A 14,857-nucleotide genomic window follows, 5' to 3' on the forward strand; every position below is an offset into this window, starting at 1 on the left:
AAGCCGGGGCCCAGTGCCCCGGTTTTTGTTTTTTGGAATTTTTAATATTTTTTTTCAACAAATTTTGTAAGAGGGCCAGAGCATGAAAGTCGAACCCGGGCTCTACCAACATTATAAGGGGCCGCAGTACCGCGTTTTTAACGTGGCGCGGCACTCCGAGACCGAAGAAGAAGTCGTGTTTTACCAAGCACTGTATGGCGATTACGGCTTTTGGGTGCGCCCTTTGAGCATGTTCCTGGAGACCGTCGAAGTTGACGGCGAGCAGGTCCCGCGCTTTGCTTTGGTCCAGGCCGAACCCAGTCTTTTTTCAAGGCAATAACGGCAGGTCCCGCAGAATGCTGCGCTTGACCTCACCTTGTTGCCACTATATATAGCGTTGCCGCGACAGGCGCCAACTGCCTTTCACTTCTCGAATTCAGGAATTTTCCGATCCATGGGCAAATCGCTGGTCATTGTGGAATCCCCGGCTAAGGCCAAGACCATCAACAAGTACTTGGGTAACGAGTACGTGGTGAAGTCGAGTATCGGCCATATCCGAGACCTGCCCACCAGCGGTTCGGCTAGCGCCAGCAAGGAGCCGGCCGCCAAGCGCGGCAAGGCGGCTGCGGGCGAAGGTCCGGTGCTCACCCCTAAAGAGAAAGCGCGCAAGCAGCTGGTCTCCCGCATGGGTGTGGACCCGGAACATGGCTGGAAGGCCAAGTACGAAATCCTTCCCGGCAAGGAAAAGGTCATCGAAGAGCTGCGCCGGCTCGCCAAAGATGCTGACACCATCTATCTCGCGACGGACTTGGACCGCGAAGGGGAAGCCATTGCCTGGCACCTGCGGGAAGCCATCGGCGGTGACGACAGCCGCTACAAGCGTGTGGTGTTCAACGAAATCACCAAGAAAGCCATCCAGGAAGCCTTCTCCAAGCCGGGCGAGCTGGACATCGACCGTGTAAACGCCCAGCAGGCCCGTCGCTTCCTCGACCGCGTCGTGGGCTACATGGTCTCGCCATTGCTGTGGGCCAAGATCGCCCGTGGCCTGTCCGCCGGCCGTGTGCAATCGGTAGCGGTCAAGCTGGTGGTAGAGCGTGAGCGCGAGATTCGTGCGTTCAACCCCGAAGAATACTGGGAAGTGCACGCTGACCTCGGCACTGCCAAGGGCGCCAACGTGCGCTTTGAAGTGGCCCGTGAGAAAGGCGAGGCGTTCAAGCCGCTGAATGAAGCCCAGGCCATGGCTGCGCTGGAGAAGCTCAAATCTTCCAGCTACAGCATCGTCAAGCGTGAAGACAAACCGACCAGCAGCAAGCCGTCGGCGCCGTTCATCACCTCCACCCTGCAACAGGCCGCGAGCAACCGCCTGGGTTTCGGTGTGAAGAAAACCATGATGATGGCCCAGCGTCTGTACGAAGCCGGCTACATCACTTATATGCGTACCGACTCCACCAACCTGTCGCAAGACGCGGTGGCGATGGCGCGCACTTATATTGAAAGCGAGTTCGGCAAGAAATACCTGCCGGAGAAGCCGAACGTCTACAGCAGCAAAGAAGGCGCCCAGGAGGCTCACGAAGCGATTCGTCCTTCTGACGCCAACACCGAGCCAAGCAAGCTGAGTGGCATGGAACGCGACGCTGAGCGCCTCTACGAGCTGATCTGGCGCCAATTCCTGGCGTGCCAGATGCTGCCGGCGCAATACCTGTCCACCACCGTCAGTGTGGCGGCTTCCGACTTCGAGCTACGTGCCAAGGGCCGTATCCTCAAGTTCGACGGCTACACCCGCGTCATGCCGCAAATTGCCAAGCCAGGCGATGACGACGTGCTGCCGGACATGGCCCAGGGCGATACGCTCAAGCTGATCAAGCTCGACCCGTCCCAGCACTTCACCAAGCCGCCGGCGCGTTACTCCGAAGCCAGCCTGGTGAAAGAGATGGAAAAGCGCGGTATCGGTCGTCCTTCGACCTATGCGGCGATCATCTCGACCATTCAGGACCGTGGCTACGTGGCCCTGCACAACCGTCGTTTCTATTCGGAAAAGATGGGCGACATCGTCACTGAGCGCCTGTCCGAGAGTTTCTCCAACCTGATGGACTACGGCTTCACCGCCGGCATGGAAGAGAACCTCGATGACGTGGCCCAGGGCGAGCGCGACTGGAAAAACGTGCTCGACGAGTTCTACGGCGACTTCAAAAAGAAACTCGAAGTGGCCGAAAGCCCTGAGAGCGGCATGCGTGCCAACCAGCCGGTAATGACTGACATCCCGTGCCTGACCTGCGGGCGCCCGATGCAGATTCGTACGGCGTCCACCGGTGTGTTCCTCGGTTGCTCGGGCTATAGCCTGCCGCCGAAAGAGCGCTGCAAGGCCACCGTCAATCTGGTGCCGGGTGACGAAATCGCGGCAGACGACGAGGGTGAATCCGAGTCGCTGGTACTGCGCGGCAAGCACCGTTGCCCGATCTGCAGCACGGCAATGGATGCCTACCTGCTCGACGAGAAGCACAAGTTGCACATCTGCGGTAACAATCCGGATTGCGACGGCTACGAGATCGAAGAGGGCAGCTACCGCATCAAGGGCTACGAAGGCCCGAGCCTGGAATGCGACAAGTGCGGCAGCGAGATGCAGCTCAAGACCGGCCGTTTCGGCAAGTTCTTTGGTTGCACCAACCCGACCTGCAAGAACACCCGCAAACTGCTGAAAAGCGGTGACGCGGCGCCGCCGAAGATGGACCCGGTGAAGATGCCCGAACTCAAGTGCGAGAAGGTCAACGACACCTACATCCTGCGTGACGGCGCATCGGGGCTGTTCCTGGCCGCAAGCCAGTTCCCGAAAAACCGCGAGACCCGCGCGCCGCTGGTGCTGGAGATCGTGCCGCACAAGGACGAAATCGATCCTAAGTACCACTTCCTGTGTGAAGCGCCGAAGAAGGACCCCGACGGTCGTCCGGCGGTGATCCGTTACAGCCGTAAAACCAAGGAGCAGTACGTGCAGACCGAAGTGGACGGCAAGCCTACCGGCTGGAAAGCGTTCTACGACGGTGGCAAGTGGAAGGTCGAGGACAAGCGCCAGGGCGCTTGATCGGCTCATCTGCGAAATAAAAAGGCCGCCTGCATAGGCGGCCTTTTTTTGCGCTTGCAGTGCGTTCGGCTGATCCGTGACACTGTTCAGCCAGCATCACGCTTATTCGTTGTGGAGATTGCCGTTATGGCCAACGAACTCTATACCCGTACCAATCAGAAAATTTACTTCGCGGGTTTGTCCCTGGAAGCCCTTGGCCGGGCCGAGGAAGGGAAGGAGATGAATGCCATCGCGCTGGTCCAGGCCGGGCGTGAAGCGGCGTTGTTCCACCTGTACGGCGCGCTGTTGGGGTTGTGTCATGAGATTGCCGGGTTCTACCGTCTGCCCCAGGCTGGTTCGCCGCGTGCAGAAATGATCATGAATCACGACGTGCTGGCGAGCATGGCCATCCCTGAACTGGCCGAGTTGGTAGAAATGGCCCAAAGCCCCGACAGTTGGGTAGCCCGTCTGCTCAAGGCGCATGCCGATATGTTCCAGCCGCCACGTGTTCCCCATGTGCCCAAGGGCGATGTGACACAGCCGCTGATCGTGGCAGTGGCTCTGGAAGAAGATGAGCCCAAGCCATTGAGCCGGGAAGAGCTGGAGAGCTGGCGTCAGGCGCTCAAAAAGATGGCGCTGCGGTTTCGTGAAGGGTTGAACGAGTGCTGAGGCGTTTTCGCTAAGCTGCATTCAAAACTGTGGGAGCGGGCTTGCTCGCGAAAGCGGAGTATCAGTCAACAGTTTCATTACTGACCCACCGCATTCGCGAGCAAGCCCGCTCCCACAGTTGAACCGAGCAGGCAGTACATCCGGCACAGGGCTCGCAACCTTCAATAAGCACCATTCATCAAGCCGTAAAGAAACCTGTTCAGATCCGCAGCGAGGCGGGGTGGATGACTGATATAATCCCGGCCTTTCGTGGAGAACAGACTTTTATGCCAACGTCCTTTCTGGAAATTGTTGAATTGCCTGACGGCCGAATCGAGCTGCGCCGGGCTGAGGACGAGGGTTCTCTGGTTATCTTGGATTTTTCCGAGGACGCAAAAGCGTTCCTGCAAGGCCAGCACGTGGAAGTAGCGAAAGCCATGTTGAGCGTGGGCGTGCAGATGGCAGGTCGCCTGGCAGAAGGCGAACCGGAGAAGGATGACGGCCCGCGGGTTCTTCACTGAGTTTTTGTGGCGCGTTGGCTCGTTCCAGTGAAGGGGCTTGCTGCTGCAGTTGGCCTTTTGTGGCGAGCGGGCTTGCCCCGCGATGGGCTGCAAAGCGACCCTAAATAGATTTAATGCGGTGTATCAGGTATTCCACGGTGCTTGGTTTTGGGGCCGTTTCGCAGCCCAATGCGGGGCAAGCCCGCTCGCCACAGCAAGCCTACATTCCATGGTAAACCCCATTGCCACAGGCGTACCTCTGCCACATAGGCAAGCAGCTAGCCTGATTACCCCAATCGAATATTCAAGCTCTGTGCATCGCCCGTACGTGCGGCGCTGATCAACTGCTGCTTGGCGGTAGCGTTCAGCGGGTTCAGCCAGCTCACCACGGTGTGGCTGCGGCCTAGGCGCAAGGCCTCGCAAGTCAATTGCTGGGCGCTTTGCGTGCCGCGCGGTTGCAGCAGCAGGATGCGCTCACGGTTGAGGCCGGCATCCCGCAGCCACGCCTGGGTCAGGCTGGCTGGCGGGGCGATCAGCGTCAGCCAGCGCGCGTCCTGCTCCTCGCTCAATTCGCGAAGGATCGGCGCCAGCAGGCTCAGGCAGCTCCCGGCAGCACCGCGCAACGACAGCTCACTGAACGCCTCAGGTTCGGAGCCCCAAGGGGCTTCGACCGTTTCCTTGAGGATGGGCGCAAGGGGTTGGGCCATAAAGGCCTCGAACAGCGACAGTTGTGTGTGTTGTGGGGTGTGCACGAGCTGCATGGTGCCTCCTTTAGCGGCGAATGACGCCAACGCTCAAGCCTTCGATCACCAGGTCCTGATCTTTCAGGTTCACTTCAATCGGGGCGAACTCAGGGTTCTCGGCCATCAGCCAGACCTTGCTGCCTTCGCGCTTGAAGCGTTTGACGGTGACTTCATCGCCGATACGCGCGACGACGATCTGGCCATTACGGGCTTCGCGGGTGGTGTGGACGGCCAGCAGGTCGCCGTCGAATATCCCCACGTCCTTCATGCTCATGCCGTGTACGCGCAACAGGTAGTCGGCACGCGGATGGAAGAAGGTCGGGTTGATGTTGCAGGATTCCTCGACGTGCTGTTGCGCCAGGATCGGCGCACCGGCGGCGACGCGACCGATGATCGGCAGCGTCGACTCGTCGGCCTTGGCTTCGAAGCCAGGGATGCGAATGCCGCGTGAAGCCCCTGGGGTCATCTCGATCGCGCCTTTGCGAGCGAGGGCCTTGAGGTGTTCTTCGGCAGCGTTGGGGGATTTGAACCCCAGTTCCAGCGCAATTTCCGCTCGTGTCGGCGGGTAGCCGTTGTCATCGAGGCAGCGCTTGATAAAAGCCAGAATCTCAGCTTGGCGTGGCGTCAGTTTTAGCATGTTGATCGCTCTGTCTTTTTATACAGTGACTGGGATTATATACAGTGAACTGCACTTGGCAATCATCCTTTTTTGGCACTCCGCTGGACGGTCATTCGTCACCCGTCCTGCAAGGCAGAGACAGCGCTGCCTACAGACCGGAAAGGATGTGATTAAATAGCGGCGAATTAGATGACTGCCCGGCCGGAAAACGGACTCGCAGGCTTGACAAGACACACACTGAAACGTATGTTTCAAACAAGTGTTTGTCAGGCGGAGTAGCCATGGCCCAGTCGGAAACCGTTGAACGCATTCTCGATGCTGCCGAGCAATTGTTCGCGGAAAAAGGATTTGCTGAAACTTCATTGCGGCTGATCACCAGCAAGGCTGGGGTCAACCTTGCCGCAGTGAACTACCATTTCGGCTCGAAAAAAGCCCTGATCCAGGCTGTGTTCTCGCGCTTTCTGGGGCCATTCTGCGCCAGCCTCGACCGTGAGCTGGAGCGCCGCCAGACCAAGCCTGAAAACAAGCCAAGCCTGGAAGACCTGCTGGAAATCCTGGTCGAGCAGGCGCTGGTGGTGCAACCACGCAGCGGCAACGACCTGTCGATCTTCATGCGTCTGTTGGGCCTGGCCTTCAGCCAGAGCCAGGGTCACCTGCGGCGTTACCTGGAAGACATGTACGGCAAGGTTTTCCGCCGCTATATGTTGCTGGTCAACGAAGCTGCCCCGCGTATTCCGCCGATTGAGCTGTTCTGGCGCGTGCACTTCATGCTCGGCGCGGCCGCGTTCAGCATGTCCGGGATCAAGGCGTTGCGAGCGATCGCCGAAACCGATTTCGGCGTGAACACGTCCATCGAGCAAGTGATGCGCCTGATGGTGCCGTTCCTTGCCGCCGGCATGCGCGCCGAAACCGGCGTGACCGACCAGGCCATGGCCGCCGCGCAATTGCGCCCACGCAGCAAATCGACACCGGCTGTCGCCAAGGCGTGACCTGCCCGGGTGTGCGCGGCCGCTTGCATCCGCTAAGCTAGCCGCCATGCCGATTTCAGCTATTTACTCGCAACCCGTTGTTTTCACCGAGCACCCGTTATTAAGGGCGCCACGTGAGGGCAACGGGTTGTGTGCGTTATTTAAGGAAGGTTTATGACTGCTGCCCTGCAAGGTTCTTTAATGGTCGATGTGGCCGGTACTTGGCTGACGGCCGAGGATCGCCACCTGTTGCGCCAGCCTGAAGTGGGCGGGCTGATCATTTTTGCACGCAATATCGAGCACCCACGCCAGGTGCGCGAATTGAGCGCGGCGATCCGTGCCGTGCGCCCGGACCTGCTGCTGGCCGTCGACCAGGAAGGCGGCCGCGTGCAGCGCCTGCGCCAGGGCTTTGTGCGCCTGCCAGCCATGCGTTTATTGGCGGATAAACCGAATGCCGAATACCTTGCCGAGCAATGCGGCTGGATCATGGCCACTGAAGTGCTGGCGGTCGGCCTTGACCTGAGTTTCGCCCCGGTGCTGGACCTGGATTACCAGCGCAGCGCCGTGGTCGGCACGCGTTCGTTCGAAGGCGACCCCGAGCGCGCCGCCGTGCTCGCAGGCGCCTTCATTCGCGGCATGAACAGCGCCGGCATGGCCGCTACCGGTAAACACTTCCCTGGCCACGGTTGGGCTGAGGCCGATTCCCACGTCGCGATTCCCAATGATGAGCGCAGCCTGGAACAGATTCGCGCGAATGACCTGGTGCCTTTCGCGCGCCTGAGCAAACAGTTGGCGGCCGTGATGCCTGCCCACGTCATCTACCCACAGGTTGACGCCCAGCCAGCCGGTTTCTCGCGTCGCTGGTTGCAGGATATTTTGCGTGGCGAGTTGCAGTTCGATGGGGTTATTTTCAGCGACGACCTGTCTATGGCGGGTGCGCATGTGGTCGGTGATGCGGCCAGTCGAATCGAGGCGGCGTTGACGGCCGGCTGTGATATGGGCCTGGTGTGCAATGACCGCGCGGCTGCCGAACTGGCGCTGACGGCTGCGCAACGCATGAAGGTCACGGCGTCTGCCCGAATCGCGCGTATGCGTGGGCAGGCGATTGCCTCTACGGACTATAAGCAGGACCCGCGTTGGTTGGCGGCGCTTACTGCGTTGCGGGATGCTCAGTTGATCGACTGATAACCGTGGCGCGCCCTTCGCGAGCAAGCCCGCTCCCACATTCGACCGCATTCCAAAAGGATGTACGCGATTAAATGTGGGAGCGGGCTTGCTCGCGAAGGCGGTGTGTCAGTCAGCGCTTCTCTTGCTTGTGGGGCAACGGCGCAAACAACGCCTCGATATCCTCGTTACCCAACTGCCAATCCCCCGTCTTGCGTCCGTCCAGCACACCTGCCGCCAGGTCGGATTTTTCCTTCTGCAGGTGTTGGATTTTCTCCTCCACCGTGCCCCGGGCAATCATCTTGTAGACGAACACCGGCTTCTCCTGCCCGATGCGATACGCTCGGTCGGTGGCCTGGTTTTCCGTGGCCGGGTTCCACCATGGGTCGTAGTGGATCACCGTGTCGGCTTCGGTCAGGTTCAAGCCCACGCCGCCAGCCTTCAAGCTGATCAGAAAAATCTGCAGCTTGCCGCTCTGGAAATCCTTCACTGGCGTGCGCCGGTCGCGGGTCTGGCCGGTCAGCAGTGCGTAGGCCACGCCGCGTTTTTTCAGTTCGGCTTCGATCAGGCTGAGCATTGAGGTGAACTGGGAGAACAGCAGAATCCGGCGCCCTTCGGCAAACAGCTCTTCGAGCATTTCCATCAGGCTGTCCAGCTTGCCCGAACTGCTGCCCCGGGCAGGCAGGGTGGCGTCGTTGACCAGGCGCAGGTCGCAGCACACCTGGCGCAGCTTGAGCAGCGCTTCAAGAATGATGATCTGGCTGCGCGCGACGCCTTTACGGGTGATTTCGTCGCGCACTTTTTTATCCATGGCCAGGCGCATGGTCTCGTACACGTCGCGCTGGGCCTCATTGAGGTCAACCCAATGGATGATCTCGGTCTTGGGCGGCAGTTCCGTTGCCACCTGTTCCTTGGTGCGCCGCAGCAGGAAGGGTTTTATCCGACCGTTGAGGTGCTGCAAGCGCACGTCACTGGCGCGTTTTTCGATGGGCACGCGGTAATCGCGATTGAAGCTTTTTACGTCACCCAGCCAGCCCGGCAGCAGGAAGTGAAACAGCGACCACAGTTCGCCCAAGTGGTTTTCCAGCGGTGTGCCACTCAGGCACAGGCGCTGGCGCGCATTCAGTTCGCGGGCCGCCTGGGCGGCCTTGCTGTTGGGGTTCTTGATGTATTGGGCTTCATCGAGAATCAGTATGTGCAAGGGCAGGGCAGCGAGTGGTTCGATGTCCTTGGGCAGCAATGCATATGTGGTCAGCAGCAGGTCATAGTCCTGCAGGTTGGCGAAGTGCTTTTTGCGCGTGGCGCCATACAGCGCCTGCACCTTGAGTTGCGGCGTGAAGTGCGCCGCTTCGTCGAGCCAGTTCGGGATCAGGCTGGTGGGCATCACCACCATGCATGGCCGGTCGAGGCGCCCGGCGGCTTTCTCAGTAAGAATATGCGCCAGGGTTTGCAGGGTTTTACCCAGGCCCATGTCATCCGCGAGAATCCCGCCCACCTCGAGTTGGCGCAGCGACTGCATCCAGCTCAAACCTTCCAGCTGGTAGGGGCGTAAGGTCGCGTTTAAACCCTCGGGCGCCACACAGCTGAAATCCTTGATGTCGCGCAGGCGCTGGGCGAAGTTGCGGATCTTCTCGCCGCCTTCCCATTGCAGCGGCAGGTCTTCCAGCGGGTTGAGGCGAATCGCATCGGCCTTGGCCAGGCGCAAGGTGGTGGTGCCGGTTTCCTGCAGGTAAAACTCGCCGAGGGTGGCCAGCACCGGTTTCAATCGGCCGTAGGGCAGTGCCACCTGCAGCGGGCCGTGGCCGTTGGGCAGGCCGGGAATATTCACCAGGATCAGCTCGTCATCGCGGCGCCGGGCAAGTTTTTCCGGGTTGAGGATCTCGGTGTGCGAACGCATCAGGTTCAGCAGGATCGGCAACAGGCTCAGGCGCTCACCATTGACGATGATGCCCAGTTCCAGGTCGAACCAGTCACGCTCCGGGCCCTCGTCGACCGTCGCGTACCAGTCGTCGACGGCGCTCAGGTCGAAGCCGAAATCCTCATCGATCTGCAGCTCCCAACCCTCGGCGCGCAGGGCTGGCGATGCGTTAAGGGTAAAGTTCAGCCAGGCGCTGTCATTGACCATCTCAAACAATTCACCGGCACTCTCCGGCAACGCCTTGCTCTGGCGCGTGGCGATCTTGAAGCCCAGCAGGCGCAATTGCTCGCGATAAGGCTGCTCCAGCTCCGGGTGGCGCTTGATGCGCAGGCTCTGGGTGTCCTGGCGCACGACGATATCGGCGTTCTTCTGCCCGCTGACATAGTTACCCAGGTAGTTGAATGACAGCGCGGCACGGTGCTGGATATAGCGCTGCATCTTGCCATTGCGCGGTTCAAACGCGCTGAACTCAACACTGGCCAGCCACAGGCGCGGCACGGGCCGCACCTCTTCCATCACCACTTGCGGCAACACCACGCGGTTATCCAGCACGGCCTGGAGCTTTTCCAGCAGTTCGGCATCCTGCGCCGCCGCCGGGTAGGCCAGGGTTTCCTGGACCTTGAGCAACACTGCCGCAATATGTTTGCAGTTGGTGTGCACCGGGCACGTGCAGCGGCTGTCCACCAGGATCAGCGTGCCTTTGGCCGATTCGCGCAGCGAGATGGTCTGCCGGTAAACGTTACCGCCCGAGCCTTCGCAACTGGCCACGATGGTGCTGTCGCCGGACTCGACGATGCGCACGCGGTTTTCCAGGGCGTAGCGCCGCCCGCGCTCAAGGCTTTGCTCTTTAAAGCGATTGGCCCACGAAGGGGCCAGGGGTTTGGTCAACGACGACGTCAGGGGCATGGCGCTGGATCAGTCCTGAATGTCGGGCGGTGGCGCACTGGGTGGTTTGGCGGTCAGCGAAGTGATCTTGATCAGCAGGGCGAGGTGGCCGCCGTCCAGGTAGTTGAGCTGATTGTTTTTGGTGCGCACGTCTTGCTGGCTCAGGTGTTCGCTGGCAATGACGCTACCGTTGGCGTCGAACTGGTTGATCCAGAAGTCGGCGTCGATGTCGGTAAAGCGCCCCAGTTGCAGGTTCAGGGTACCTTCGATGGGAAACTGGCCGAACTGTTCTTGGCCATCGCTGATGGCCAGTTTCACCGGTTGTTCGCCCAGGTTTTGGTCCCAGGCCCGGTGCAGCAGCACGGTGTAACTGTTGTCGGCACTGAGTTTGTCGACGATGTTGCCCAACCGCGGCGGGCTGATTTTGTCCGCAGGCAACCGTGAAGCCCCGGCGTCCCAGTTTTCCGGTGCCGCGCGGCTACTGATAACCGGCTCGGCGTTCTGGCGGACCAGGATCATTTCCACCAGGTACGGGCTGTCGGCAAACGCCGAAGGGGCAACGACCACCAATAACAAGCTCAAAATGCGGAACAGGCGCATTGGGGCGTCCTTCAAGCAGATTTCGGGATGAGGCGCTCAAACAGCGCCTCCAATGTATTAAAGCGTTCTTCGGCGCGTTCCATCGGCACCATGAACTTGAACAGCGTAGCCCCTTCAAACTTGTAGCGGTTGGGCTGGCCCTGAATCAGCTTGATCAACACCAGCGGGTCCACCGGCGTTTGCGCTTCGAACTCGATACGCCCGCCTTGCGGTCCGGCATCGACCTTCTTGATGCCAAGCTGCTCGGCCTGCAATTTGAGCAGGGTCAGGCGCACCAGGTTCTTGGTCGGCTCGGGCAACAGGCCGAAGCGGTCGATCATCTCCACTTGCAGGTCCTTGAGACCGTCTTCGTCGGTGGCCGAAGCGATGCGCTTGTACAGGATCAGTCGCGCGTGTACGTCCGGCAGGTAGTCTTCCGGAATCAATGCCGGCAAGCGCAGGTTGATTTCCGGGCCGCCGCCCAAGGGTTGATCGAGGTTCGGTTGCTCGCCTTTACGGATGGCTTTCACCGCGCGCTCGAGCATCTCCATATAAAGGGTGAAACCCACGGCCTGGATCTGCCCGCTCTGGCCGTCGCCCAACAGTTCGCCTGCGCCACGGATTTCCAGGTCGTTGGTGGCGAGTACAAACCCGGCACCGAGGTCCTGGGTGTTGGCGATGGCTTCCAAACGCTTTTCGGCGTCGCCGGTAATTTGCTGGCGCGGTGGCGTCAGCAAATAGGCATACGCTTGGTGGTGGCTACGCCCGACGCGGCCACGCAGTTGATGCAGCTGCGCCAGGCCGAACTTGTCGGCACGCTCGATGATGATGGTGTTGGCGCTCGGCACGTCGATGCCGGTCTCGATGATGGTCGAGGCGATCAGCACGTTGAAGCGCTTGTGGTAGAAATCGCTCATCACCTGTTCGAGGTCGCGTTCGCGCATCTGCCCGTGGCCGATGGCGATGCGTGCTTCCGGCACCAGCTCGGCGAGGTCGGCGGCGCACTTCTCGATGGTCTTCACGTCGTTGTGCAGGTAGTACACCTGCCCGCCGCGCAGCAATTCCCGCAGCAGTGCTTCCTTGACCGTGCTTTTGTTCTGCTCCATCACGAACGTGCGCACCGACAAGCGACGGGCGGGCGGCGTGGCGATGATCGACAGGTCGCGCATGCCCGACACGGCCATATTCAGCGTGCGCGGAATCGGCGTGGCGGTGAGGGTGAGGATGTCGACTTCGCTGCGCAGGTTCTTCAGTTGTTCTTTCTGACGCACACCAAAGCGGTGCTCTTCGTCGATGATCACCAGGCCCAGGTTTTTGATCTTCACGTCGTCCGACAGCAGCTTGTGCGTGCCGATCACGATGTCGATCTTGCCTTCAGCTAAATCGGCGACGGCAGCATTCACTTCCTTGGCGGACTTGAAGCGGCTCATCACTTCGACGCTCACCGGCCAGTCGGCAAAGCGGTCGCGGAAGCTGTTGTAGTGCTGCTGGGCGAGCAGGGTGGTCGGCACCAGAATCGCCACCTGCTTGCCGCCGTGCACCGCAATAAAGGCGGCGCGCATGGCCACTTCGGTCTTGCCGAAGCCCACGTCGCCACACACCAGGCGGTCCATCGGCTTGGGCGCGAGCATGTCGGCGCGCACCGCTTCGATGGTGGTTTGCTGGTCCGGAGTTTCTTCGAAGGCGAAGCCGGCGCTGAAGGTGGCGTAGTCGGCCTTCGGGTCCGCGAAGGCGTAACCTTCACGGGCCGCACGGCGCGCATAGATGTCGAGCAATTCGGCAGCCACATCGCGCACTTGTTCGGCGGCTTTGCGCTTGGCTTTCTGCCAGGTCTCGGAGCCCAGGCGGTGCAACGGCGCCAGGGCATCGTCGCTGCCGGTGTAGCGGGCGATCAAGTGCAGGCTGGCTACCGGCACATAAAGCTTGGCGCCTTCGGCGTATTCCATGGTGAGGAATTCGGCGGCTTGGTTATCGATCTCCAGGGTCTGCAGGCCCAGGTAGCGGCCCACGCCGTGGTCGATATGCACCACCGGCGCGCCTTCGCGCAGCTCGGTCAGGTTTTTGATGACCGCGTCGTTGTTGGCGTCCGCGCGTTTTTCACGGCGACGGCGCTGCATCACGCGCTGGCCGAACAGCGGGCTTTCGGCGATCAGCGCCAGGGCCGGGTCGTCCAGCAACAAACCTTCATCCAGCGGCGCGATGGTGATCGCCAGGCGCTCTTTGCTCGCGACGAAATCCGGCCAGCTGTCGACGGTTTTCGGGCGCAGCTTCAGGCGTTCGAGCAATTCCAGCAGCACTTCGCGACGGCCGGCGGATTCGGCGGTAAACAGCACGCGGCCGGGGAAATCACCGAGGAAGTTGGACAGCGCCTCCAGCGGTTGCGTGGCTTTGGCCTGGATCGCCAGATCCGGCAGTGTGCCCGCCGGGAAGCGCTCGCGGCCGCTGCCGGTGTCCACGTCCTGTTGGCTGGCAACCACGCGCGGCCAGTTTTTCAGGCGGGCGAAGCAGTCTTCCACCGGCAGGAACAGCTCGGCGGGCGGCAATAAAGGACGCGACGGATCGACGCGGCGCTCTTCATAGCGACTGCGCACGTCGTTCCAGAAGTTTTCCGCTGCCTGCTCGATGCCCGGCAGCGAGAACACTTGGGTGTCCTGGGGCAGGTAATCGAACAGGGTGGAGGTTTCGTCAAAGAACAGCGGCAGGTAGTACTCGATACCGGCCGGTGTGATCCCGCTGCTCAAGTCCTGGAAGATCGGGCAACGGCGGAAGTCCACGTCGAAGCGTTCACGAAAACGTGCCTTGAAGCGCGTGACCGCGTCTTTTTGCAGCGGGAATTCCCGTGCCGGCAGCAGCTTGATCGAGTCCACTTTATCTATGGAGCGTTGGTTGTCCGGATCGAAGGTGCGCAGCGTTTCGATTTCGTCATCGAACAGGTCGATGCGGTACGGCAATTTGCTGCCCATCGGGAACAGGTCGATCAACGCCCCGCGCACGGCGAACTCGCCGTGTTCGTACACCGTGTCGACGCAGCGGTAGCCGCTGGCCTCGAGGCGCGTGCGCATCTGTTCCACGTCGAGCTTCTGGCCGACATCCAGCACCAGGCTGCTGCCCAGCAGGAACTTGGTCGGTGCCAGGCGATGCAGGGCCGTGGTGATCGGCACCACCAGCACGCCGTGAGCCAGTTCCGGCAAGCGGTAAAGGCTGGCGATGCGCTGGGAGATGATGTCCTGGTGCGGCGAGAACAGATCATAGGGCAGGGTTTCCCAGTCGGGAAAATGCAGCACCGGTAAATCGGGGGCGAAGAAGCTCAGCTCCTGCTCCAGCCGCTCGGCGCTTTGGCTGTCGGCGGTGAGCAGCAGGGTAAAGCGCTTGGCTGCGCTGGCAGCCTCGGCAATGGCCAGGCTCAGGGCGGCACCGGGCAGGTTGCCCCAGTGCTGTTTACCTGCCGCGGCAGGGAGAAGCGGTAGACGCAGAACGGGCACGGAAGGTTGAGCTCCAAGCGTTGCGACAAAGTCGGTAATTGTAACGGCCTGAGGTGCCGCCTGTCAGTTGCTGACTGAGCCTATTACGGTTTGTAGGAAATGTAGTGGCTAAGACAAACAATGGCGTGTTTTGACTCAATATGTAGTGCCATTTTGTGCAGATGTTTCGGAGGGTTACGGACAAGTCGGGGTTGGCGCTCAACGAACGGCCTTCTGGAACCCGCGTATTTACTGGGCTGCAGCGGGGTGTGATTTTTTCGCAAGCACTTTTTGTTGCCTGACGCGCATTGCTCCGAGGCCGGTCGGGCGGCATAATG

At 60.6% G+C, this 14,857-nt stretch carries 11 protein-coding genes; 6 read left to right on the top strand and 5 right to left on the bottom strand.

Annotated elements, in window-relative coordinates:
* Positions 1 to 82 precede the first annotated feature (82 nt).
* From ACLBW8_RS14555 to ACLBW8_RS14570, 4 genes are all read left to right on the top strand, one after another.
* A complete protein-coding gene (locus ACLBW8_RS14555) occupies positions 83 to 319 on the top strand; it encodes a DUF1653 domain-containing protein (protein ID WP_064451384.1) in 237 nt (78 codons plus the stop codon).
* Between the two features lie 114 nt (positions 320 to 433).
* Positions 434 to 3,055: a type I DNA topoisomerase gene (gene topA, locus ACLBW8_RS14560; protein ID WP_447805642.1), complete on the top strand. Its 2,622-nt coding sequence runs from the start codon at positions 434 to 436 to the stop codon at positions 3,053 to 3,055.
* A gap of 126 nt (positions 3,056 to 3,181) precedes the next feature.
* Positions 3,182 to 3,703, top strand: a complete 522-nt coding sequence (locus ACLBW8_RS14565; protein WP_128586657.1) for a DUF6586 family protein — start codon at positions 3,182 to 3,184, stop codon at positions 3,701 to 3,703.
* A gap of 266 nt (positions 3,704 to 3,969) precedes the next feature.
* Positions 3,970 to 4,203, top strand: a complete 234-nt coding sequence (locus ACLBW8_RS14570) for a hypothetical protein (RefSeq protein WP_053255041.1) — start codon at positions 3,970 to 3,972, stop codon at positions 4,201 to 4,203.
* A gap of 266 nt (positions 4,204 to 4,469) precedes the next feature.
* Here ACLBW8_RS14570 and sulA read toward each other — a convergent pair whose 3' ends face one another.
* The gene (gene sulA / locus ACLBW8_RS14575) at positions 4,470 to 4,943 is read right to left on the bottom strand and encodes an SOS-induced cell division inhibitor SulA (protein WP_064451387.1); all 474 of its coding nucleotides are present in this window, start codon (positions 4,941 to 4,943) and stop codon (positions 4,470 to 4,472) included.
* Positions 4,944 to 4,953: 10 nt separating this feature from the next.
* On the bottom strand, positions 4,954 to 5,562 hold the full coding sequence (lexA, locus tag ACLBW8_RS14580; protein ID WP_017137423.1) for a transcriptional repressor LexA: 609 nt from the start codon (positions 5,560 to 5,562) through the stop codon (positions 4,954 to 4,956).
* Positions 5,563 to 5,825: 263 nt separating this feature from the next.
* Between lexA and ACLBW8_RS14585 the strand changes: the two genes are divergently transcribed.
* Positions 5,826 to 6,533: a TetR/AcrR family transcriptional regulator gene (locus tag ACLBW8_RS14585; RefSeq protein WP_053255043.1), complete on the top strand. Its 708-nt coding sequence runs from the start codon at positions 5,826 to 5,828 to the stop codon at positions 6,531 to 6,533.
* Between the two features lie 153 nt (positions 6,534 to 6,686).
* On the top strand, positions 6,687 to 7,697 hold the full coding sequence (gene nagZ / locus ACLBW8_RS14590) for a beta-N-acetylhexosaminidase (RefSeq protein WP_447805643.1): 1,011 nt from the start codon (positions 6,687 to 6,689) through the stop codon (positions 7,695 to 7,697).
* A 112-nt stretch (positions 7,698 to 7,809) separates the two neighbouring features.
* Here nagZ and ACLBW8_RS14595 read toward each other — a convergent pair whose 3' ends face one another.
* Genes ACLBW8_RS14595 through mfd form a run of 3 tightly spaced genes read right to left on the bottom strand, consistent with a single transcriptional unit; the run spans position 7,810 to position 14,540 of the window.
* Positions 7,810 to 10,500 (bottom strand): DEAD/DEAH box helicase, encoded by a 2,691-nt coding sequence (locus ACLBW8_RS14595; RefSeq protein WP_128586655.1) that lies wholly within the window; start codon positions 10,498 to 10,500, stop codon positions 7,810 to 7,812.
* 9 nt (positions 10,501 to 10,509) lie between these two features.
* The gene (locus tag ACLBW8_RS14600) at positions 10,510 to 11,079 is read right to left on the bottom strand and encodes a CsiV family protein (protein ID WP_064451390.1); all 570 of its coding nucleotides are present in this window, start codon (positions 11,077 to 11,079) and stop codon (positions 10,510 to 10,512) included.
* 11 nt (positions 11,080 to 11,090) lie between these two features.
* Positions 11,091 to 14,540 (bottom strand): transcription-repair coupling factor, encoded by a 3,450-nt coding sequence (gene mfd / locus ACLBW8_RS14605; RefSeq protein ID WP_407016449.1) that lies wholly within the window; start codon positions 14,538 to 14,540, stop codon positions 11,091 to 11,093.
* Positions 14,541 to 14,857: the final 317 nt, after the last annotated feature.

This window comes from Pseudomonas sp. M5A4_2d (assembly GCF_053345295.1).

Excerpts from the sequence above, each read along its gene's own strand:
- ACLBW8_RS14595 (WP_128586655.1), bottom strand. The coding sequence starts at position 10,500 with ATGCCCCTGACGTCGTCGTTGACCAAACCCCTGGCCCCTTCGTGGGCC.
- topA (WP_447805642.1), top strand. The coding sequence starts at position 434 with ATGGGCAAATCGCTGGTCATTGTGGAATCCCCGGCTAAGGCCAAGACC.
- lexA (WP_017137423.1), bottom strand. The coding sequence starts at position 5,562 with ATGCTAAAACTGACGCCACGCCAAGCTGAGATTCTGGCTTTTATCAAG.
- nagZ (WP_447805643.1), top strand. The coding sequence starts at position 6,687 with ATGACTGCTGCCCTGCAAGGTTCTTTAATGGTCGATGTGGCCGGTACT.
- sulA (WP_064451387.1), bottom strand. The coding sequence starts at position 4,943 with ATGCAGCTCGTGCACACCCCACAACACACACAACTGTCGCTGTTCGAG.
- ACLBW8_RS14585 (WP_053255043.1), top strand. The coding sequence starts at position 5,826 with ATGGCCCAGTCGGAAACCGTTGAACGCATTCTCGATGCTGCCGAGCAA.
- ACLBW8_RS14555 (WP_064451384.1), top strand. The coding sequence starts at position 83 with ATGAAAGTCGAACCCGGGCTCTACCAACATTATAAGGGGCCGCAGTAC.
- ACLBW8_RS14600 (WP_064451390.1), bottom strand. The coding sequence starts at position 11,079 with ATGCGCCTGTTCCGCATTTTGAGCTTGTTATTGGTGGTCGTTGCCCCT.
- ACLBW8_RS14565 (WP_128586657.1), top strand. The coding sequence starts at position 3,182 with ATGGCCAACGAACTCTATACCCGTACCAATCAGAAAATTTACTTCGCG.
- ACLBW8_RS14570 (WP_053255041.1), top strand. The coding sequence starts at position 3,970 with ATGCCAACGTCCTTTCTGGAAATTGTTGAATTGCCTGACGGCCGAATC.